The sequence below is a fragment of the Streptomyces sp. BBFR51 genome, assembly GCF_044591655.1.
In the GTDB taxonomy this organism is placed as follows: domain Bacteria; phylum Actinomycetota; class Actinomycetes; order Streptomycetales; family Streptomycetaceae; genus Streptomyces.
This window is the reverse complement of record NZ_CP172448.1, coordinates 1,803,143-1,824,568: the sequence shown is the minus strand read 5'-3', so window position 1 is coordinate 1,824,568 and position 21,426 is coordinate 1,803,143. Positions and strand designations below refer to the sequence as shown.

At 69.3% G+C, this 21,426-nt stretch carries 20 protein-coding genes; 16 read left to right on the top strand and 4 right to left on the bottom strand.

The features are described from left to right. The first annotated feature begins 121 nt into the window (after positions 1 to 121). The gene (locus tag ACGH7X_RS08235) at positions 122 to 823 is read left to right on the top strand and encodes an HAD family hydrolase (protein WP_399883097.1); all 702 of its coding nucleotides are present in this window, start codon (positions 122 to 124) and stop codon (positions 821 to 823) included. 444 nt (positions 824 to 1,267) lie between these two features. Beyond that, positions 1,268 to 2,869 (top strand): ABC transporter substrate-binding protein, encoded by a 1,602-nt coding sequence (locus tag ACGH7X_RS08230; protein WP_399883095.1) that lies wholly within the window; start codon positions 1,268 to 1,270, stop codon positions 2,867 to 2,869. Positions 2,870 to 2,969: 100 nt separating this feature from the next. Here ACGH7X_RS08230 and ACGH7X_RS08225 read toward each other — a convergent pair whose 3' ends face one another. Further along, positions 2,970 to 3,641 (bottom strand): response regulator, encoded by a 672-nt coding sequence (locus tag ACGH7X_RS08225; protein ID WP_399883093.1) that lies wholly within the window; start codon positions 3,639 to 3,641, stop codon positions 2,970 to 2,972. A 14-nt stretch (positions 3,642 to 3,655) separates the two neighbouring features. After that, positions 3,656 to 4,636 carry a RecB family exonuclease gene (locus ACGH7X_RS08220; RefSeq protein ID WP_399883090.1) on the bottom strand — a complete coding sequence of 327 codons (981 nt, stop codon included), beginning with the start codon at positions 4,634 to 4,636 and terminating at the stop codon, positions 3,656 to 3,658. 172 nt (positions 4,637 to 4,808) lie between these two features. Here ACGH7X_RS08220 and ACGH7X_RS08215 point away from each other — a divergent pair, with 172 nt between their 5' ends. The 3 genes from ACGH7X_RS08215 (at position 4,809) to ACGH7X_RS08205 (ending at position 8,152) form a co-directional block, all read left to right on the top strand. Then, positions 4,809 to 6,356, top strand: coding sequence for a site-2 protease family protein (locus ACGH7X_RS08215; RefSeq protein ID WP_399883088.1), 1,548 nt, complete (start codon positions 4,809 to 4,811; stop codon positions 6,354 to 6,356). A gap of 67 nt (positions 6,357 to 6,423) precedes the next feature. Then, positions 6,424 to 7,326, top strand: coding sequence for a tRNA (adenine-N1)-methyltransferase (locus ACGH7X_RS08210; RefSeq protein WP_399883086.1), 903 nt, complete (start codon positions 6,424 to 6,426; stop codon positions 7,324 to 7,326). A gap of 244 nt (positions 7,327 to 7,570) precedes the next feature. Next, a complete protein-coding gene (locus ACGH7X_RS08205) occupies positions 7,571 to 8,152 on the top strand; it encodes a hypothetical protein (protein ID WP_399883084.1) in 582 nt (193 codons plus the stop codon). Positions 8,153 to 8,226: 74 nt separating this feature from the next. On the opposite strand, the gene ACGH7X_RS08200 is transcribed toward ACGH7X_RS08205, so the two are convergent. Further along, positions 8,227 to 8,532, bottom strand: coding sequence for a ferredoxin (locus ACGH7X_RS08200; RefSeq protein WP_399883082.1), 306 nt, complete (start codon positions 8,530 to 8,532; stop codon positions 8,227 to 8,229). Positions 8,533 to 8,777: 245 nt separating this feature from the next. On the opposite strand from ACGH7X_RS08200, the gene arc reads away from it, so the two are divergent. The 6 genes from arc to prcA all read left to right on the top strand — a co-directional run bounded on the left by arc (position 8,778) and on the right by prcA (position 14,939). Beyond that, positions 8,778 to 10,544: a proteasome ATPase gene (gene arc / locus ACGH7X_RS08195; RefSeq protein ID WP_399883080.1), complete on the top strand. Its 1,767-nt coding sequence runs from the start codon at positions 8,778 to 8,780 to the stop codon at positions 10,542 to 10,544. Positions 10,545 to 10,776: 232 nt separating this feature from the next. Next, positions 10,777 to 12,288: a depupylase/deamidase Dop gene (gene dop, locus ACGH7X_RS08190; protein WP_399883078.1), complete on the top strand. Its 1,512-nt coding sequence runs from the start codon at positions 10,777 to 10,779 to the stop codon at positions 12,286 to 12,288. A gap of 178 nt (positions 12,289 to 12,466) precedes the next feature. Continuing rightward, positions 12,467 to 12,685 carry a ubiquitin-like protein Pup gene (locus ACGH7X_RS08185; protein WP_043374843.1) on the top strand — a complete coding sequence of 73 codons (219 nt, stop codon included), beginning with the start codon at positions 12,467 to 12,469 and terminating at the stop codon, positions 12,683 to 12,685. 114 nt (positions 12,686 to 12,799) lie between these two features. Next, positions 12,800 to 13,312: an endonuclease VII domain-containing protein gene (locus ACGH7X_RS08180; protein WP_399883076.1), complete on the top strand. Its 513-nt coding sequence runs from the start codon at positions 12,800 to 12,802 to the stop codon at positions 13,310 to 13,312. Then, complete coding sequence (gene prcB, locus ACGH7X_RS08175; protein WP_399883074.1) at positions 13,264 to 14,109, top strand: proteasome subunit beta; 846 nt, start codon at positions 13,264 to 13,266, stop codon at positions 14,107 to 14,109. Before ACGH7X_RS08180 ends, prcB begins: the two co-directional genes overlap by 49 nt. Positions 14,110 to 14,168: 59 nt before the next feature. Further along, positions 14,169 to 14,939, top strand: a complete 771-nt coding sequence (gene prcA / locus ACGH7X_RS08170) for a proteasome subunit alpha (RefSeq protein WP_399883072.1) — start codon at positions 14,169 to 14,171, stop codon at positions 14,937 to 14,939. Between the two features lie 40 nt (positions 14,940 to 14,979). Here prcA and ACGH7X_RS08165 read toward each other — a convergent pair whose 3' ends face one another. Beyond that, positions 14,980 to 15,990, bottom strand: coding sequence for a LacI family DNA-binding transcriptional regulator (locus ACGH7X_RS08165; protein WP_399883070.1), 1,011 nt, complete (start codon positions 15,988 to 15,990; stop codon positions 14,980 to 14,982). A gap of 107 nt (positions 15,991 to 16,097) precedes the next feature. Here ACGH7X_RS08165 and ACGH7X_RS08160 point away from each other — a divergent pair, with 107 nt between their 5' ends. The 5 genes from ACGH7X_RS08160 (at position 16,098) to ACGH7X_RS08140 (ending at position 21,409) form a co-directional block, all read left to right on the top strand. Further along, positions 16,098 to 17,357: an MFS transporter gene (locus tag ACGH7X_RS08160; protein WP_399883068.1), complete on the top strand. Its 1,260-nt coding sequence runs from the start codon at positions 16,098 to 16,100 to the stop codon at positions 17,355 to 17,357. A gap of 9 nt (positions 17,358 to 17,366) precedes the next feature. Beyond that, positions 17,367 to 18,728 carry a Pup--protein ligase gene (gene pafA, locus ACGH7X_RS08155; RefSeq protein ID WP_217170756.1) on the top strand — a complete coding sequence of 454 codons (1,362 nt, stop codon included), beginning with the start codon at positions 17,367 to 17,369 and terminating at the stop codon, positions 18,726 to 18,728. Between the two features lie 149 nt (positions 18,729 to 18,877). Continuing rightward, positions 18,878 to 19,885, top strand: a complete 1,008-nt coding sequence (locus tag ACGH7X_RS08150; RefSeq protein WP_399883065.1) for an FKBP-type peptidyl-prolyl cis-trans isomerase — start codon at positions 18,878 to 18,880, stop codon at positions 19,883 to 19,885. A 61-nt stretch (positions 19,886 to 19,946) separates the two neighbouring features. Next, positions 19,947 to 20,318: an FKBP-type peptidyl-prolyl cis-trans isomerase gene (locus ACGH7X_RS08145; protein WP_399883063.1), complete on the top strand. Its 372-nt coding sequence runs from the start codon at positions 19,947 to 19,949 to the stop codon at positions 20,316 to 20,318. Between the two features lie 137 nt (positions 20,319 to 20,455). Beyond that, a complete protein-coding gene (locus tag ACGH7X_RS08140; protein WP_399883061.1) occupies positions 20,456 to 21,409 on the top strand; it encodes a helix-turn-helix transcriptional regulator in 954 nt (317 codons plus the stop codon). Positions 21,410 to 21,426 lie beyond the last annotated feature (17 nt).

The window sequence follows — 21,426 nt, the reverse complement described above, 5'->3', positions numbered from 1 at the left end:
CGTACCCGCTCCACTGGCCACACCAGGCGTTCGCGTCCCTCACGACGTAGACTTGTCGGTCCACTGCAGGCCGGTTCCCTTCGTGGGAACCGGCCTGATCGTCCCTCAAGGAGGTACGTGGATGACCAGTACGGTCCCCGCGCTCGGAACCCGTACGGCCGAAGGCTCCGCCCTCCAGGCCGTGCTCCTCGACATGGACGGCACCCTGGTGGACACGGAGGGCTTCTGGTGGGACGTCGAGGTGGAGGTCTTCGCCTCCCTCGGCCGCACCCTCGACGACTCCTGGCGCCACGTGGTGGTCGGCGGCCCCATGACCCGCAGCGCGGGCTTCCTGATCGAGGCCACCGGCGCCGACATCACGCTCGCCGAACTCAGCGTGCTGCTCAACGACGGCTTCGAGCAGCGCATCGGCCGTGACCTGCCGCTCATGCCGGGAGCCGCCCGGCTGCTCGCGGAGCTGTCCGCACACGAGATCCCCACGGCCCTGGTCTCCGCCTCGCACCGGCGCATCATCGACCGCGTGATCACCTCGCTCGGCCCCCAGCACTTCGCCCTCACCGTCGCCGGCGACGAGGTGCCCCGCACCAAGCCCCACCCCGACCCGTACCTGGCCGCAGCGGCCGGACTCGGAGTGGATCCCGGCCGGTGCGCCGTCGTCGAGGACACCGCGACCGGGGTGGCCGCCGCGGAGTCCGCCGGCTGCCATGTCGTGGCGGTGCCCTCGGTCGCCCCCATCACCGCGGCCGCCCGGCGCACGGTGGTGGCCTCCCTCGAAGAGGTCGACCTGACATTTCTGCGCGGTCTGATGACACAAATGCGCTAGGCGTTCACCGAGCGTGCGGCGGCGTTGGGACGGCAATTGCGAGAAGGGCCACCCAAGGCCTCACGACGGGTGTCCACGGGATATTTCCACCGCCTCGGGCTGGCTGAATTCCGGTACGGGCGGCTGAAGTCCAACTGTGATGTTCCCCACGTTTCCAGGGGTCGACAGCGGTGAACAGGTGTGCTGCTCGCCGCTTGGCGAACGTTGTCGAGGGGTCCTTGTGTCCTGATTGGAGAGACCCTGCACTAATCCTTCCACTGTCGGGTTTTCGGTGTGTCCACACCCGGTTTCGCTCCGTGATGAGCACTCAACTCCGGTGGCTGCGAGCGCCCGTGCGGGCGCGGACTAATCTCGTCGCAAGAACATCGGCCACTACCCCCGTGATCCGCCGCGACACCCCTGCATGCCGGATACACGGACCGACAGCTCTGGAGAAACTCGAGCATGAACCGCAAGACTTTGGTGCTGCCGGCAGTCGTCGGCCTGCTCGCGCCGGTGCTCGCCGCCTGCGGCGGGTCCGACAGCGGCAGCGGCGACGGGGACGCGATCGTCGTCGGCACCACGGACCGGTTCACCACGGAAGAGGCGCCCGCGCCCCTCGACCCGGCGTACGCCTACGACGTCGGCGCCTGGAACATCCTGCGCCAGACCTCGCAGACCCTGATGGTGCAGCCACGCGGCGACGGTGAACCCGTGCCCGAGGCCGCCGAGAAGTGCGGATTCACCGACACCGGGAGTGAGCGCTACGCCTGCACCCTGCGGGACGGCCTGGAGTTCGCCAACGGCGACCCCGTCACCGCGGAGGATGTGAAGTACTCCTTCGAGCGGGCCGTGAAAATCAACGCCGACACACAGGTGGCCTCGCTGCTCTCCACCGTGGACACCATCGAGACGAAGGGCGACCGGGAGGTCATCTTCCACCTCAACACGGCGGACGCCACCTTCCCGTTCAAGCTGACGACGCCGGTCGCCGGCATCGTCAACCCGGACGACTACGCCAAGGACAAGGTGCGCGAGGGCTTCGAGGTGTCCGGCTCCGGCCCGTACACGATGAAGGCCGAGGTCGACGGCGACGAGATGACCAAGGCCGTGTTCACCAAGAACCCCAATTACAAGGGGAGTCTGACGGTGAACAACGACAAGGTCGAGATCGTGTCGTTCGACGACGCCGACGCGATGGGCAAAGCCATCGAAAAGGGCGACATCGACGTGATGACCCGCGCGATGACTCCGGATCAGATCCAGCAGCTCTCCAAGGCCACGGACAGCGAAGTCGACCTGGTCGAGGTGTCCGGCCTCGAGATCCGCTACCTGGGCTTCAAGACGGACGCCCCGACGGTGAAGGACAAGGCCGTCCGCAAGGCGATGGCCCAGCTCATCAACCGCGACAAGCTCGTCGCCGCCGTGTACGGCTCGCAGGCCAAGCCGCTGTACTCGATGGTTCCGGCCGGCATCACCGGCCACTCCAACTCGTTCTTCAACAAGTACGGCGACCCCAGCGTCGACAAGGCGAAGGAGATGCTGGAGGACGCGGACATCACCACGCCGATCAAGCTGACGATGCACTACACGACGGACCACTACGGTTCCGCGACCAAGCCGGAGTTCGAGCAGCTCCAGAAGCAGCTGAACGACAGCGGTCTGTTCGACGTGGACATCAAGGGCACGCCCTGGAAGACGTTCAACCTGGCCGAGCGCAAGGGCGAGTACGACGTCTACGGCATGGGCTGGTTCCCCGACTTCCCGGACGCAGACAGCTTCACCGCGCCGTTCCTCGACAAGAAGAACACCCTCAACTCGCCGTACGCGAACCCGAAGATCATCGACGACCTGATCCCCAAGTCCCGCGCCGAGGCCGACCGGCTCTCCGCGGTGGACATCCTCACGGACATCCAGGACATCACCGCCGAGGACGTGCCGCTGATCCCGCTGTGGCAGGGCAAGCAGTACGTCGCCACCCGCGACGACGTCACGGGCACGGCCTACCTCCTCAACTCTTCCTCCTCGATCCAGCTGTGGGAGCTGGGCCGGGGCGTGAGCGACTGACACCCGCACCGGTCAAGCCCGAAGGGCGCCCTCTTCTCCATCGGAAGAGGGCGCCCTTCGGGGTTCGTCGGCGCGCCGGCCGGGCACCGCGGCGAGCAGCCTACTGCGCGCCGGGACGTACCAGGCCGCTCTCGTACGCGTACACCGCGGCCTGTACCCGGTCCCGCAGGCCCAGCTTGGTCAGCACATGGCCCACGTGCGTCTTGACCGTGGTCTCGCTGACGAAGAGGTCGGCGGCGATCTCCGCGTTGGACAGCCCGCGGGCCACCAGCTTGAGCACCTCGACCTCACGGTCCGTCAGCGTGTGCAGGGTGTCCGGCACCGGCTCGTCGCCGGACGGCAGATGCGTGGCGTACTTGTCGAGCAGCCGCCGGGTGATGCTCGGCGCGAGCATCGCCTCGCCGTTCGCCACCACGCGGATCGCCTGCACCAACTCGTTGGCCGGGGCGTCCTTGAGCAGGAAGCCGCTGGCGCCCGCCTTCAGCGCCTCCACCACGTACTCGTCGAGGTCGAAAGTGGTCAGGACCAGCACCTTCGCCGGGCCGTCCCGATCGGGCCCGGTGATCTGCCGGGTCGACTCCACACCGTCCATCCGCGGCATGCGGATGTCCATCAGCACCACATCGGGCTGGAGCGCCCGCACCTGGTCGAGTGCCTGGAGGCCGTCTCCGGCCTCGCCGACGACAGCGATGTCCTGCTCCGCCTCCAGAATCATCCGGAAGCCTGTGCGCAGCAGCGGCTGGTCGTCGACCAGTAGGACGCGGATGGCCACGTAAGTCTCCTTCGCTAGTCCGGCCCCATTCTGCCCTGCTCGGTGCCGCCGGAGTCGGCCGCCCTCACCTGGAGCGGATAGGGCGGGGGAGTACCACCGAACTCCGGACAGTGCGCCTGGTGGTCGCACCAGCCGCAGAGCTTGGTCGGCCGCGGCCGCCAGTCACCCGTCTCGGTCGCCAGCCGGATCGCCTCCCACAGCGCCAGCAGCTTGCGCTCGACCCGCTCCAGGTCCGCCAGGACGGGGTCGTAGGTGAGCACGTCGCCGCTGCCGAGATAGACCAGCTGAAGGCGGCGCGGGACGACCTTCCTCAGCCGCCACACCACCAGGGCGTAGAACTTCATCTGGAACAGCGCGCCCTCCGCGTACTGCGGCCGGGGCGCCTTGCCCGTCTTGTAGTCGACGATCCGCACCTCGCCGGTGGGAGCCACGTCGACCCGGTCGATGATGCCGCGCAGCCGCAGCCCCGACTCCAGCTCGGCCTCGACGAACATCTCCCGCTCGGCGGGCTCCAGCCGGCTCGGGTCCTCCAGGGTGAACCACCGCTCGACGAGCTGCTCCGCCTCGGTGAGCCACCGCGCCAGCCGCTCGCCCTCCGGATCGTCCGCGAACAGCTCGCCGACCTCGGGCCTGCTCTCCCGCAGCCGGTCCCACTGGCCCGGGACCAGCGACTTCGCCCGCGGTGCCGTGCGCTCGGCCGCCGGGGCGTCGAAGAGCCGCTCGAGCACCGCGTGCACCAGAGTGCCCCTGGTCGCCGCCTCGCTGGGCTTCTCGGGCAGCCGGTCGATGACCCGGAACCGGTACAGCAGCGGGCACTGCATGAAGTCACCAGCCCTGGAGGGCGAGAGCGAGGTGGGCGGTGTCGCCACGGGCGCGGCGGAGGGGGCCGTGGCCGTCGCCGTCGTGGCCGTCGCCGCGTCCGCCTGCGCCACCGTCGCCGCCGGTCGGGCGGGTCCGCCGGCGCCGTCCGCGACATCCTCGATACTCGTCTCCATGCCCACAGACCTTACGGCCCGCCACTGACAGTGACCCAGTCCGACGTCGTGACCCCCGCGACGGAAGGGAAGGACAGGGGTGCCGGGGCGGAACGGGCGGGGACGGACGCATACCATCGACAGAAGACCCTCCCGTCCGGCAGGCGGGAGACGCTTCGAACGAGGGGACACCGTGGACGTGAGCGGCGGGAGCGGGCAGCCGCGGTCCGGCAACGACGAGTCGGCCGGGCCCCAGGCGCATCCCACGGCCCCGGCCCCCGACCCCGCACAGCCGGACCCCGCGGACCCCACGGGTTCCGAGACACCGGATCCGACGACACCGGATCCGACGACACCGGATCCGAAGACGCCGCACCCCGAGTCGTCGGGCTCCCCGACGCCGGGACCGGAGGCTCCGGATCCCCGCCCGAACACCCCGGGCGACGCGACTGCGAAGCCGGACCCGGACTCGAACCCAGACGCGAACCCGGACCCGGGGGCCGCCCCGTCCACCGGCGCCCCACGGCACCGTACCGAGGCCCACACCGACGGTGCGGGCGGACCGGGGCGCCCGCCGCAGCGCCGGCCGGAACCCGGAGGCGGACTCCTGATGGGCCGGCCCTTCGGCGTGCCCGTGTACGTCGCGCCCAGCTGGTTCCTGGTCGCCGCCCTGATCACCTGGGTGTTCGGCGGCCAGCTCGACCGCGTGCTGCCCGAGCTGGGCGCCGCCCGTTACCTCGTCTCCCTCTTCTTCGCCGTCGCCTTCTACGCCTCCGTCCTCGTCCACGAGCTTGCCCACACCGTCGCCGCTCTCCGCTTCAAGCTCCCGGTGCGCCGCATCCAGCTCCAGTTCTTCGGCGGTGTCTCCGAGATCGAGAAGGAGGCCGAGACCCCCGGCCGCGAGTTCGTGCTGGCCTTCGTCGGCCCCCTGCTCTCCCTCGTCCTCTCCGGCGTCTTCTACCTCGCCCTGCTGCCCGTCGAGCCCGGCACCGTACCCGGCGTGCTGCTGGCCGGCCTGATGATCTCCAACCTCATCGTGGCCGCCTTCAACCTGCTGCCCGGCCTCCCCCTCGACGGCGGCCGCATGCTCCGCGCCGTCGTCTGGAAGATCACCGGCAAGCCCATGCACGGCACGATCGCCGCGGCCTGGGTCGGCCGGGCCCTCGCCCTCTCCGTCCTCATCGGACTGCCCCTGCTCACCCAGTCCGGCGTCCTCGGCTCCGACTCCGTGGACGACGTCGGCATGGACACCGTGATGGACGCCCTGCTCGCCGCGATCCTCGCCGCGATCATCTGGACCGGCGCCGGAAACAGCCTGCGCATGGCCCGCCTGCGCGAACACCTCCCGGAGCTGCGCGCCCGCGCCCTCACCCGGCGTGCCGTCCCCGTCCCGGCCGACACCCCGCTCTCCGAGGCCCTGCGCCGCGCCAACGCCTCCGGAGCCCGCGCCCTGGTCGTCGTCGACGCCGACGGCAGGCCCGCCTCACTGGTCCGCGAGGCCGCCATCGTCGGCGTACCCGAGCACCGTCGCCCCTGGGTGCCGGTCAGCACCCTCGCCCAGGACCTCACCGACGGCATGCGCGTCTCCGCCGAACTGTCGGGCGAGGAACTCCTCGACGCCCTGCGCGCCAACCCGGCGACCGAATACCTGGTGGTCGAGGACACCGGCGAGATCTACGGCGTCCTGTCCGCGGCCGACGTGGAGCGCGCCTTCGTCAAGGCCATGGCCCGCCCCTCCTAGGCCGCGGCCGCCCCCAGGAGCGGCCCGCGTGGTCGGCGGCCCCGCCCGGGGCCGGTAGGCTGGTCACATGTCCGAACCGACCGGTGCCGCCCGCAGGCGCGGGCCCTTCAAGGTCGGGGACCAGGTTCAGCTGACCGACCCCAAGGGCCGCCACTACACGTTCACGCTCGAGGCCGGGAAGAACTTCCACACCCACAAGGGTTCCTTCCCCCACGACGAACTGATCGGTGCTCCCGAGGGCAGCGTTGTCCGCACCACGGGGAACGTCGCCTACCTCGCGCTGCGCCCCCTGCTCCCCGACTACGTCCTGTCCATGCCCCGCGGGGCAGCCGTCGTCTACCCGAAGGACGCGGGGCAGATCCTCGCCTTCGCCGACATCTTCCCCGGCGCGCGCGTCGTGGAGGCCGGCGTGGGTTCCGGCTCCCTCAGCAGCTTCCTGCTGCGCGCCATCGGCGACCAGGGCATGCTGCACTCCTACGAGCGCCGCGAGGACTTCGCCGAGATCGCCCAGCAGAACGTGCAGCGCTACTTCGGCGGCCCGCACCCCGCCTGGCAGCTCACCGTCGGCGACCTCCAGGACAACCTGTCCGACGCCGACGTCGACCGCGTCATCCTCGACATGCTCGCCCCCTGGGAGTGTCTGGAGGTCGTCTCCAAGGCACTCGTGCCCGGCGGCATCCTGTGCTGCTACGTCGCGACCACCACCCAGCTCGCCCGCACCGTCGAGTCCATCCGCGAGATCGGCTGCTTCAACGAGCCGACCTCCTGGGAGTCGATGATCCGCAACTGGCACGTCGAGGGCCTCGCCGTCCGCCCCGACCACCGGATGATCGGCCACACCGGCTTCCTGCTCACCGCCCGCCGTCTCGCCGACGGCGTCGAGCCCCCCATGCGCCGCCGCCGCCCCGCCAAGGGCGCCTACGGCGAGGACTACGACGGCCCCAACGCCGGCGGAGGCTCCGGCCGCTGAGGCGGCCCCGTGCCGCGATCAACGTACAGACGCCGTGGTGGAGTTCCGGCAGCGCCCGGAACTCCACCACGGCGTCGTCGCGTTGACGGACACCACCGGACGGGACGAGCGGCGATCCGGGCGGCGGCGCAGACGGCGATGCGGGAATCGAAACGAGTACCCACCCCGCCGTTCCCCCGCACTGTGACGTGTGGCACGATGCTGGCCACCCCCACCGGCACAGCCCTCACAGGAGACACTCCTCGTGCAGCACCCCGCCGTTCCGGACCTCTCGCACACGCACACCCGCCCGATCCACTGGGTCGCCACCGCCACGGCCGTCGCCGCGGTCGTCGCCCTGTCGTCGGTCCTCCAGCCCGACGCCGCGACGGCGGCCCAGAGCCCCGCCCCCGGACCCAAGAGCGCGCCGGCCCAGCACATCGCGCCGCCCGACCCGGCGACGGTGGCCTTCCCCCTGGAGTGCGGCCCGGTCAAGACCGTGGTGCGCAAGAAGGCGACCGGTGACCTCGACGGCGACGGCCGGCCCGAAACGGTGGCCGCCGTGCACTGCGACGCACCCATGGGCACGCCGCCCGACGGGGTGTACGTCGTCACACGGGACGCCGACGGCGGCAAGCCCCGCGTCGTGGCCACCCTGGTGGATCCGAAGGACCGCCACACGGCCACCGGACTCTCGGTGCGCGACGGCGTCGTCCTCGCCACGCTTCTCGGCTACTCGACGGCCGACGTGCCCAGTTGCTGCCCCGACGTCACGGACCACGTGAAGTGGCAGTGGAAGAACGGCGCGTTCGTCAGCGACACGCCCTCACAAGCGCGCACCGTGTGACCGGCCACCCCGCCCCAGACGCTGTGACACAACAGGCAACGGTCACGGAACGTATGCGCCAAGTCACAATTTGGTCACTCTGAGTCCGGACCGTAGACCTCGGCCCTGTCCGAAACACGACGCACGTGGATGCACTCACCCGGACACTCCTTCGCGGAGTCGACCACGTCCGTGAGAAGCGGCAGCGGCACGGGTGTTGTCGCTCCCGGGGCCTGCAGAAGCTCGTCGTCCGCGCCCTTGACGTAGGCCAGACCGTCGATGTCCAGCTCGAACACCTCCGGCGCGTACTGGGCGCAGATGCCGTCGCCGGTACACAGGTCCTGGTCGATCCAGACCTCCAGAGCCTCGCCGCCGACTCCGGCCTCCTGCTGCACGCTCATGTCTCCTGCCGTTTCCTGCGCCGAGCCGTCCGGGAATCCGGCCAGCTCTGACGGGTGTTGAACACTTCGACCCTACCCCCGCCTGGGTTCCATCCACGTTCGATGGGTATTCCCCTGGCGTGAGGGAGAGCGCAAGGGTGAAGATCGGACACACCCCGACAGTCTTTGTGATCTAGGGGTTTCAATCGACACCCACCCAGGTAGGGTCTGGAAGCGTCCAGCTCCCCATGGAGGAGGTGAGGACCGTGGCAGCCCACGACGACGACATGAACCGCGGCATCCGCCCGGGACGCGGGTCCGAGGACCCGGCCGGGCAGGTGGCCTACCTTGAGCAGGAGATCGCCGTCCTGCGACGCAAGCTCGCCGAATCTCCGCGACACACGAGAATTCTCGAAGAGCGGATCGTCGAACTGCAGACCAACCTGGCCGGCGTGTCCGCTCAGAACGAGCGACTCGCCGGCACACTCCGCGAGGCCCGCGACCAGATCGTGGCCCTCAAGGAGGAGGTCGACCGGCTGGCCCAGCCACCGGCCGGCTTCGGCGTCTTCCTGCAGGCCAACGAGGACGGCACCGCCGACATCTTCACCGGCGGCCGCAAACTCCGGGTGAACGTCAGCCCGAGCGTCGAGCTCGACGAGCTCCGGCGCGGCCAGGAAATGATGCTCAACGAAGCACTCAACGTGGTCGAGGCCATGGAGTACGAGAGCGTCGGCGACATCGTCACCCTCAAGGAGATCCTCGAGGACGGCGAGCGCGCCCTGGTGCTCGGGCACACCGACGAGGAGCGGGTGGTACGGCTCGCCGAACCACTGCGCGGCCTCACCATCCGACCCGGCGACGCCCTCCTGCTCGAACCCCGCTCCGGCTATGTCTACGAGGTCGTTCCCAAGAGCGAGGTCGAGGAACTCGTCCTCGAAGAGGTCCCCGACATCGGTTACGAGCAGATCGGCGGCCTCGGCGGACAGATCGAGGCCATCCGGGACGCGGTCGAGCTCCCCTACCTCTACCCCGACCTCTTCCGGGAGCACGAGCTGCGTCCACCCAAGGGCGTCCTGCTCTACGGGCCCCCCGGATGCGGCAAGACGCTCATCGCCAAGGCCGTCGCCAACTCGCTGGCCAAGAAGGTCGCCGAAGTGACCGGCCAGGCCGCCGGCAAGAGCTTCTTCCTCAACATCAAGGGCCCCGAGCTGCTCAACAAGTACGTCGGCGAGACCGAGCGGCAGATCCGCCTGGTCTTCCAGCGGGCCCGGGAGAAGGCCAGCGAGGGCACCCCCGTCATCGTCTTCTTCGACGAGATGGAATCCCTCTTCCGCACCCGCGGCTCCGGCGTCAGCTCGGACGTGGAGAACACCATCGTCCCGCAGCTGCTCGCCGAGATCGACGGCGTGGAAGGCCTCCAGAACGTGGTCGTCATCGGCGCCTCCAACCGCGAGGACATGATCGACCCCGCGATCCTGCGGCCCGGCCGGCTCGACGTGAAGATCAAGATCGAACGTCCGGACGCCGAGGCGGCCAAGGACATCTTCGGCAAGTACCTCACCGAACGCCTCCCCCTCCACGCGGACGACCTCACCGAGCACGAGAAGGACAGGGCGGCCACTGTCCAGAGCATGATCCAGACCGCGGTGGAACAGATGTACGCGGAATCCGAGGAAAACCGCTTCCTGGAAGTCACCTACGCCAATGGCGACAAGGAAGTCCTCTATTTCAAGGACTTCAATTCCGGTGCCATGATCGAGAACATCGTGGGCCGCGCCAAGAAGATGGCGATCAAGGACTTCCTGGAAGCGAACCAGAAGGGCCTTCGCGTCTCCCACCTCCTCCAGGCCTGCGTGGACGAGTTCAAGGAGAACGAGGACCTGCCCAACACCACCAACCCGGACGACTGGGCCCGGATCTCCGGAAAGAAGGGCGAGCGGATCGTGTACATCCGTACACTCGTCACCGGAAAGCAGGGCGCGGACACCGGACGCTCCATCGACACGGTGGCGAACACCGGTCAGTACCTGTAAAAGGCGGGGCGGCTGCGGGTGCCCTCAGTGGGTACCCGCAGCCGACTGTTTTCCGGAGCCCCGGCTGGAGCAAGGCAATGACGCAAATGATCTCCCCGCCAGCGCAAAGGCGTTCTAGGCTCTTCCCTACCGCCGAGTCGCGCAGTGCGGGGACGGGCACCGCACACGCATCGCAGCGCCAGCGGTACTTGAGCGGAGCCCACGACGGGCGCTGCCGGGCAAGGAGGGCCGCATGACCGTACGGCGAGTAATGGGTATCGAGACGGAGTACGGGATCTCCGTCCCCGGCCACCCGAACGCCAATGCCATGCTCACCTCGTCCCAGATCGTCAACGCCTACGCGGCGGCGATGCACCGGGCCCGCCGGGCCCGCTGGGACTTCGAGGAGGAGAACCCGCTCCGGGACGCGCGAGGCTTCGACCTCGCCCGCGAGGCCGCCGACAACAGCCAGCTCACCGACGAGGACATCGGCCTCGCCAACGTGATCCTCACCAACGGAGCACGCCTCTACGTCGACCACGCCCACCCCGAGTACAGCGCCCCCGAGGTCACCAACCCGCGGGACGCCGTCCTCTGGGACAAGGCCGGCGAACGGATCATGGCCGAGGCCGCCGAGCGGGCCGCCCAGCTGCCCGGCGCCCAGCCCATCCACCTCTACAAGAACAACACCGACAACAAGGGCGCCTCCTACGGCACACACGAGAACTACCTGATGAAGCGGGAGACCGCCTTCTCGGACATCGTGCGCCACCTGACGCCCTTCTTCGTCTCCCGCCAGGTCTTCACCGGCGCCGGCCGCGTCGGCATCGGCCAGGACGGACACGAACACGGCTTCCAGCTGAGCCAGCGCTCCGACTACTTCGAAGTCGAGGTGGGCCTGGAGACGACGCTGAAACGGCCCATCATCAACACCCGCGACGAACCGCACGCCGACGCGGAGAAGTGGCGCCGACTGCACGTGATCATCGGCGACGCGAACCTGTCCGAGATCTCGACCTACCTCAAGCTCGGGACGACGGCCCTGGTCCTGTCCATGATCGAGGACGGCTTCATCGCCGTCGACCTGGCCGTGGACCAGCCCGTGCGCACCCTCCACCAGGTCTCGCACGACCCGACCCTCAAGCAGCTGGTCACGCTGCGCAGCGGCCGCACACTGACCGCCGTACAGCTCCAGATGGAGTACTACGAGCTGGCCCGCAAATACGTCGAGGAACGGTACGGCGCGGACGCCGACGACCAGACCAAGGACGTCCTCGGCCGCTGGGAGGACACCCTCAACCGGCTCGAGAACGACCCGATGAGCCTCGCCGGCGAGCTGGACTGGGTCGCCAAGCGAGAGCTCATGGAGGGCTACCGCCGCCGGGACGACCTCGACTGGGACGCCGCCCGGCTGCACCTCGTCGACCTCCAGTACGCCGACGTACGGCCCGACAAGGGCCTGTACAACCGTCTGGTGGACCGCGGCCGCATCCAGCGGCTGCTGGACGAGAACGAGGTCGAGCGCGCCCGTACGAAGCCGCCGGAGGACACCCGCGCGTACTTCCGCGGCCGCTGTCTGGAGCAGTACGCGGACGACGTCGCGGCGGCCTCCTGGGACTCGGTGATCTTCGATCTGCCGGGCCGGGACTCGCTCCAGCGGGTCCCAACCCTGGAACCGCTTCGCGGAACGCGTAATCACGTCAAGGAGCTCCTGGACCGCTGCCGCACCGCGGAAGACCTGGTCAGGGTCCTGTCCGGCGGCTGAGCGGACCGAGCGGGTACCGGGGAGGAAACGGCCGGACAGGGTGGAAAATCCCGGGTCCGGGAATCATGGAGATGGCCCCCGTACGTTGAGGAGAGTGCGGGGCCGATGTCGGACCCGGCTTGTAGGGTCTGATCTTGACCGAGCAACTGTGTCGGGCGAACCGAGCGGGGTGAGGGTTATGGCGACCAAGGACACCGGCGGCGGACAGCAGAAGGCCACACGGTCCACCGAGGAGGTCGAGGAGCAGGCGCAGGACGCGCAGGCCTCCGAGGACCTCAAGGAACGCCAGGAAAAGCTGAACGACGACGTGGACTCCGTCCTGGACGAGATCGACGATGTCCTGGAGGAGAACGCAGAGGATTTCGTTCGCTCATTTGTTCAAAAGGGTGGCGAGTAGCCTTCGAAATGAAGGTTGCAGCGGGGGGTTCGATTGTCAATCGAAGGAACTGGTAGGCGTTGCTCGCGGTGTAAGGACCACAAGCCGCGGGCAGCGTTTGCACGAAACAAGGCGATGCGTGACGGGCTGCAGGCCTACTGTCGGGAGTGCGCTGCGACCTATCACCAAGAACGCCAGGTGGCCAAGGGGCGCAACGTCCGCCCGCGAGTGGAGGTGCCCGAGGGGCACAAGCTCTGCCGGACGTGCGGGGAGATCAAACCACACAGTGAGTGGACCCGGAATCGCACAGCTTCTGATGGTCTGGCGACGCTCTGCAAGTCCTGCAAGGCGGCGCAGGGCCGAGCAGGCCACCTGAAGCGCCAGTACGGCATCACCGAAGCGGAACGTGATGCCCTGATCGCAAGTCAAGGCGGCGTCTGCTGTATATGTCTTGCCGCTCCCGCCGCACATGTGGATCACTGCCACGAGACGGGTAGGGTCCGTGGCGTACTGTGCTTCAGCTGCAACGCTGCGCTGGGGCAGTTCAAGGACCGGCCCGATGCCATAAGGCGGGCTGCCGCTTACGTGGAGGGAATCGCGTGGAAGCCAACACTCGTAGCACCGGGCGTCTACCAGCTGCCTTCCTGACGCCCGGGTCCTCTTCCTTCATGGACTTCATCGGTGTGCACCAGCCGGAGATGCTCCCGGGCAACCGGCAGCTGCCGCCGGTGCAGGGCGCCATCGAGGCACCGCACGGCACCACGATCGTGGCGGTCACGTTCCCCGGTGGTGTCGTTCTCGCGGGTGACCGGAGGGCGACGATGGGCAACATGATCGCGCAGCGGGACATCGAGAAGGTCTTCCCGGCCGACGAGTACTCGGCGGTGGGCATCGCCGGCACGGCGGGTCTGGCCGTTGAGATGGTGAAGCTGTTCCAGCTCGAGCTGGAGCACTTCGAGAAGGTCGAGGGTGCGCAGCTGTCCCTGGAGGGCAAGGCGAACCGCCTGTCGACCATGATCCGGTCCAACCTGGCCATGGCGATGCAGGGTCTGGCCGTGGTGCCGCTGTTCGCCGGGTATGACGTGGACCGGGGCAGGGGCCGCATCTTCTCGTACGACGTGACGGGCGGTCGGTCGGAGGAGCGGAGCTACGCGACCACCGGGTCGGGGTCGATCTTCGCGCGTGGCGCGATGAAGAAGCTCTTCCATGACGAACTGACCGAGGAGCAGGCCACGACGCTCGTGGTCCAGGCGCTGTACGACGCGGCTGACGACGACTCGGCGACCGGTGGTCCCGATGTCGCCCGCCGGATCTACCCGATCATCACTGTGATCACCGAGGACGGCTTCCGTCGGCTCGGCGACGACGAGTCCGCGGAGCTGGCCCGCGCGGTGCTGGAGCGTCGGCTCGAGCAGCCGGACGGTCCGCGGGCCGCGCTGCTGTAGCGGGTGTGGTCGTGTTGTCAGGTGGTCCAGTGATTTCGACAGAAAGGGACGGATAACCGGTGTCGACGCCGTTCTATGTATCTCCTCAGCAGGCGATGGCGGACCGGGCGGAGTACGCCCGTAAGGGCATCGCGCGTGGTCGCAGCCTGGTCGTGCTGCAGTACACCGACGGCATCGTCTTCGTCGGCGAGAACCCGTCCCGTGCGCTGCACAAGTTCAGCGAGATCTACGACCGGATCGGCTTCGCGGCCGCCGGCAAGTACAACGAGTACGAGAACCTGCGGATCGGTGGGGTGCGCTACGCCGATCTGCGGGGTTACACCTACGACCGTGATGACGTGACGGCGCGCGGTCTGGCCAACGTCTACGCCCAGACGCTGGGCACGATCTTCTCCAGCCAGGCCGAGAAGCCGTACGAGGTGGAGTTGGTCGTCGCCGAGGTGGGCGACAGTGCTGATGGTGATCAGATCTACCGGTTGCCGCACGACGGCTCGATCGTGGACGAGCACGGCTCGGTCGCGGTGGGGGGCAACGCGGAGCAGATCAGCGGGTATCTGGACCAGCGGCACCGGGACGGCATGACGCTGGCCGAGGCGCTGAAGCTGGCGGTGCAGGCGCTGTCGCGGGACACGAACGGCAGTGAGCGGGAGATTCCGGCGGAGCGGCTGGAGGTCGCGGTGCTGGATCGTACGCGTCCGCAGAAGCGGAAGTTCAAGCGGATCGTGGGCGGTCAGCTGTCGCGGCTCCTGGACTCGGGTGCGAGTGCGGGTGCCGATGCCACCAAGACGTCCGGGGCGGACGAGTCGGACGCCGAGGGAGACGAGGAGTAGGAGCGGGCCCGCCGCCGCAGCACCTGCGCCTGTGCGCGGCTCAGCGCGGCGGCGCTGTGGATCCCCGTACCACGAGGCCGACCGGCAGGTCCCCCTTCTCGGGGGGCTGTCCGTCGAGTACCGCCAGCAGGGCCCGCATGCCGCGTTCGCCGAAGGCCTCGGCGTCGAGCCGGACGGTGGTCAGTTCGGGGTCGATGGCGGTGGCGAGGCCGAGGTCGTCGAGGCCGGTGACGGACAGGTCGTCGGGGACGCGGAGTCCGGCCCGGCGGATGGCTTTGTAGGCGCCGGCGGCCAGTTTGTCGTCGTCGCAGACGAGTGCGGTGGGCCGGGGTCCCGGGGCGGCGAGGGCGGCTTGCGTGGCCGTGCGGGCGCCCTCGATGGAGATGGGGGCCCGGATGGTGCGGAGGTCGGTGCCGGGGGCGTCGGCCAGCCGGGTGGCCAGTTCGCGGGCGCGTACCTCGAAGGTCCAGGACGGGATGTCCGCCGCGAGGTGGAGGAAGCTGCGGTGGCCCAGGGTCAGCAGGTGTTCGGTGACCTGGCGGATGCCGTCGGCGATGTCCAGGTTGACCGTCGCGGCGCCCAGGCTGCCCTCCGGGTCGCTGTCCAGCATGACCAGGGGGAGCTGGTCGCCCCGGATGGCCGTGAGGGCGTCGGCGGCCATGGACGAGGCGATGACGCCGTCGAGGGCGGCCTGTGCGGAGGCGAAGGGGTCCCTGGCCGGGCCCACGCCTTCGGGTGAGGGGTAGAGGACCACGCCGAACCCGTGCTCGGCGGCGACGCGCGCGGCGCCCGTGTAGACCTCCGCGAAGAATTCCGTGGTCAGTGCGGGGACGACGAGCAGGACGGTGCGGGTGCGGCCGAGGCGGAGGTTGCGGGCGGCGAGGTTGGGGCGGTAGCCCAGCTCGTGCGCGGCCTCGCGGACGCGTTGGGCCGTGGGCTCCGACACGCGGCCGCGCCATTTGTCGCCGAGTACCAGGGAGACCGCCGCCTGGGAGACGCCGGCGGCCTGGGCGACGTCCCGGCTCGTGGGGCGGGTGCTGCCTTGTGCCACCGTTCGCCTGCGCTTTCGTCTGGACTCGTGAACAGGCGACATGGTACGTATGACACAGGTAGTTATACGTACAACGTCTTGGGTCGTTCCAGAGAAGGGGGTGCGTCGTGGTCGCCGGGTATCTGGACATCCTCCGGGCGCGGCATGCCGTACGGCTGCTCGCCGGGACGCTCGTGGGACGGTTGCCCAACGCCACCGCGGCGATCGCGATCGTGCTGTTCGTGCGGGCCGAGGGCGGCTCGTACAGCCTCGCGGGCGCGCTGGCCGCCGTGTACGGCGTCGCCAACGCCGTGGGGCAGCCGGTGCTGGGGCGGCTCGTGGACCTGCACGGTCAGCCGCGGGTGCAGTTGCCGGCCGCGGTGCTGTCGGCGCTGGCCATGGCTGTGTTCGCCCTCGCCGGTACCGGGACGGCCGTGCTCGCGTACGCGGCGGTCGGGGCCGCGGGGCTGTTCACACCGCCGCTGGAGGGCGGTCTGCGGGCGCTGTGGCCCAGTGTGCTCGGCAAGGAGGACCAGGTGCACACGGCGTACGCGATGGACGCCGTGGCGCAGGAGGTCATGTTCACCGTCGGGCCGCTGCTCGTGACGGTGTGCGTGTCGCTCTGGTCGCCGGTGGCCGCGCTGCTCGTGCTGAACGCGGTGGGGGTGCTGGGCGCGCTGTCCGTGGTCGTGTCGCCGCCCTCGCGCGCGTGGCGGTCGGCGCCGCGCGAGGCGCACTGGCTCGGTGCGCTGCGTTCGGGCGGGCTGCTGGCGCTGCTGGGGGCCTTCCTGTTCATCGGGATGGCGCTCGGGTCCATCACCGTCGCCTCCGTGCCGTATGCCGACGAACACGGTGGTGACGCCGTCTACGGGTGGCTGATGGCGGCCCTGGGGCTGGGCGCGCTGGTGGGGGGAGCCGTCTACGGGGCGCGGCAGTGGGGTGGTGAGCCGGCGCGGCGACTGCGGGTGCTGGTGGCCCTGCTGGCGGTCTGTTACCTGCCGCTGATGCTGATGCCGGGTGCGGTGGCGATGGTGCTGCTCACCGTCCTCGCGGGTGTCTTCCTGGCGCCCTGCATCGCCTGTGCGTTCGTCCTCGTCGATGTGCACGCGCCGCGCGGCACCGTGACGGAGGCGTTCTCGTGGCTGGTGACGACCTTCACCGTGGGCGCCTCGGTGGGCACGGGCCTGGCGGGGCCCGTCGTGGAGCACGGCGGGGCCTTGTGGGGCTTCGCCCTGCCCGGGGCGGCGGGGTGCGTGTCGCTGCTCGTGCTGGCGTGCACCGGGCGGGTCCTCGCAGCTCCCGCGCGGGGAGCGGTGGTTGCGGCTTCATCGGAAAATGATCCAAACCGTGCCGTCGAACCCCGTTTCAGTTCGGGTCATCAGGCGTAATGTTCAGTCATGGACCGCCGCATTTTCGGGCTGGAGAACGAGTACGGCGTCACGTGCACGTTCAGGGGACAGCGCCGCCTGTCGCCTGACGAGGTGGCGCGGTACCTCTTCCGCCGTGTCGTGTCATGGGGCCGCAGCAGCAATGTCTTTCTGCGCAACGGTGCCCGCCTCTATCTCGACGTGGGATCACATCCGGAATACGCGACACCCGAATGTGACAACGTGACTGAACTCGTCACCCACGACAAGGCGGGCGAGCGCATTCTCGAAGGACTCCTGGTGGACGCCGAACGACGCCTGCACGAGGAGGGAATCGCGGGCGACGTCTACCTCTTCAAGAACAACACCGACTCCGCCGGCAACTCCTACGGCTGTCACGAGAATTACCTCGTGGCCCGGCACGGGGAGTTCTCGCGGCTCGCGGACATCCTCATTCCGTTCCTGGTGACCAGGCAGCTGCTCTGCGGCGCCGGAAAGGTGCTGCAGACGCCGCGCGGTGCCGTGTACTGCGTCAGTCAGCGGGCCGAGCACATCTGGGAGGGCGTCTCCTCGGCGACCACCCGCTCCCGGCCCATCATCAACACGCGCGACGAGCCGCACGCCGACGCCGAGCGCTACCGGCGCCTGCACGTCATCGTGGGCGACTCGAACATGTCCGAGACGACCATGCTGCTCAAGGTCGGCGCCACCGACCTGGTGCTGCGCATGATCGAGGCGGGCACGGTGATGCGCGACCTCACCCTGGAGAACCCGATCCGGGCGATCCGCGAGGTGAGCCACGACATCACCGGGCGGCGCAAGGTGCGCCTGGCCAGCGGCCGGGAGGCGTCCGCGCTGGAGGTGCAGCGGGAGTACTACGAGAAGGCCGTGGACTTCGTCGACCGCCGCGGCATCCGCACCGGCACCGTCGAGCGCGTGCTGGAGCTGTGGGGCCGCACGCTGGACGCCATCGAGGCCGAGGACCTCGACCGCATCGACACCGAGATCGACTGGGTCATGAAGTACAAGCTCATCGAGCGGTACCGGGCCAAGCACAACATGACCATGTCGCATCCCAGGGTCGCGCAGATAGACCTCGCCTACCACGACATCCACCGTCGTCGTGGTCTGTACTACCTGCTCGAGAAGAAGGGCCAGGCGGCCCGGGTCGCCAACGACCTGAAGATCTTCGAGGGCAAGTCCGTTCCGCCGCAGACCACTCGGGCCCGGCTGCGCGGCGACTTCATCCGGCGGGCCCAGGAGCAGCGCCGGGACTTCACCGTCGACTGGGTCCACCTCAAGCTCAACGACCAGGCGCAGCGCACCGTGTTGTGCAAGGACCCGTTCCGCTCGGTGGACGACCGGGTGGAGAAGCTGATCGCCGGAATGTGACCCGCACGGGGTGAGACACGCGTCTCCGCACGAAGGGGCGGAACGCCACACGGGCACCGTACGTTATCCGTACGGTGCCCTTCTCACGCCGTAGAGTTGCGCGCACGCCATCCAGGAACACCGACCGAGACCGATACGAGGCCCCCACCGTGCGCCGACGCTCACTCCTCATCGCCGTCCCCGCGGGACTGGTCACGCTCGCCGCATGCGGTGACGACGACGACTCCGGCTCATCGAGCAACGCGAGTGACAGCGCGTCACCCGAGGCGTCGGCCACCTCCGCACCGCCTCCGCCGAAGATCGTCGACGGCCCGCTGCCGGCGATCACCGCGGGGACCAAGTTCGACGAGAAGCCGACCGTGGCCAAGGGCAGTGGCGAGCCCTCCAAGGATCTCGCGGTCAAGACGGTGATCGCGGGCGGCGGCAAGGCCGTCGCGGAGAACGACTTCGTGTCGGCGAACTACCTCGGTCAGGTGTGGCAGAGCGCGAAGGTCTTCGACAACTCCTACGATCGCAAGACGCCTCTCGTCATCCAGCTCGCCCAGGGCAGCATCATCGACGGCTGGCGGTACGCGCTCACCGGCAAGAAGACCGGCAGCCGCGTCCAGTTCTCCGTGCCGCCGACCTGGGGGTACGGCGAGCAGGGCAATGAGCAGGCGGGCATCAAGGGCTCCGACACGCTGGTGTTCGTGGTCGACGTCCAGGACACCTTCAACGCCAAGAGTTCCGCCAAGGGCAAGGAAGTCCCCCAGGACGACGCCGCCCTGCCGAAGGTCGGCACCAACACCGACGGCAAGGCCCCCTCCATCGAGGTGCCGAAGGCCGACGCGCCGAAGAAGCTCGTGGCGGAGTACGTCCTGGAGGGCGACGGCGCCGAGGTCGGCGCCCAGGACAGCGTGCTCGTGCAGTACAAGGGTGTGTTGTGGGACGGCGGCAAGGAGTTCGACTCCACGTACGGCAGGAAGCAGCTGACCTCGTTCTCGCTCCAGCAGGTCGTCAAGGGCTGGGCGCAGGGCCTGACGGGCAAGAAGGTCGGCAGCCGCGTCCTCATCGTCATTCCGCCGGACCTGGGCTACGGCGACAGCCCGCCGGAGGGCAGCGGCATCAAGAAGGACTCCACACTCGTCTTCTCCGTCGACATCCTCGCGAAGATGTGACGCCCTGGAGGATGTAAGACTTGGGCCGTTGCCTTTCCGCAGACAAGCAGGAGCTGAACACGTGAGCATCGACAAGCCCGAGGTCGACTTCCCGGGCGGCGAGCCCCCGGCGGACCTCGAGATCAAGGACATCTGGGAGGGCGACGGCCCGGTTGCCGAGGCCGGTCAGACCGTGACCGTCCACTACGTGGGCGTGGCCTTCAGCACGGGCGAGGAGTTCGACGCCAGCTGGAACCGCGGGGCGCCGTTCCGCTTCCCGCTCGGCGGCGGCCGCGTCATCGCGGGCTGGGACCGCGGCGTGCAGGGCATGAAGGTCGGCGGCCGGCGCCAGCTGACCGTCCCCGCCCACCTCGCCTACGGAAACCAGAGCCCGACCCCGGCGATCAAGCCCGGCGAGACGCTGATCTTCGTGGTCGATCTGCTCGGAGTCTGATCCAGGTCCGAACGGACAGTGATCAGAGCCGGTCATCCGGGGTCCATGCCTGTCCGGGCATGGGCCCTCGGCTTTTGCCGCGCCACCCCGGGGCGGTACGGTCATCCGTCGTAAGCACCATAGGGAGAAGGGCGTCGATGGCCATTGCCAAGGCCGAGCGGCTGATGAACCTGGCGCTGTGTCTGCTCGGGACGCGGCGGCCACTCAGCAAGCGCGAGCTGCGCGAGTCCGTCGAGGCCTACCTCGAAGCGGGCTCCGACGACTCCTTCAACCGCATGTTCGAGCGGGACAAGGACGACCTCAGGGAACTCGGGCTCGTCATCGAGACCGTCGAGAGCCTCGACGGCGAGATCGGCTACCTGGCCCGCCGCGACAGCAACCGGCTGCCGCCCATCACCCTGGACGCCGAGGAGGCCGCCGCGCTCGGGCTCGCCGCCAAGGTGTGGCAGCAGGCCCGCCTCGCCGGTGCCGCGAGCGGCGCGCTGCAGAAGCTGCGCGCGGCCGGGCTGCCCGAGGACGTCGACCCGTACGAGGCGCACAGCGCGCTGGAGCCCCGCATCCCGGTGCACGAGGCGGCCTTCGAGCCGCTGATGCTGGCCTGCCGCGACCGTCGCCCGGTCCTCTTCGACTACCGCAAGGCCAATGCCGCCCAGCCCGAGCCCCGGCATGTGGAGCCCTGGGCGCTGGAGTGCTGGCGCGGCCACTGGTACCTGGCCGGGTTCGACCGCGACCGCGGTGCCGAGCGGGTGTTCCGGCTGTCGCGGATCACCGGCAGGGTGCGCTCGCGGGGCGCGCGGTTCACCGCCCCCGTGCCCGACGTCGTCACCGTCCGGGAGACGGTCGCGAGCTGGGCGGGGGAGACCGCCGACCGCTCCGCGCTGATCCGGCTGCGCACGGACGCGGGGTACCCCCTGCGGGCGAAGGCCACCGAGGTCCGGGAACTGGGAGACGGCTGGGCAGAGTTGGAGATTCCGTACGGGCACGGCCTGGACGCCTGGCTGGTGGAGTTCGGGCCGGACGTGGTGGTGCTGGAGCCCGCGGAGTTGCGTGCGGACGTGGTGGACCGGCTGCGTGCCGTCGCCAAGGGCTGAGGGGGAGCGGACTACAC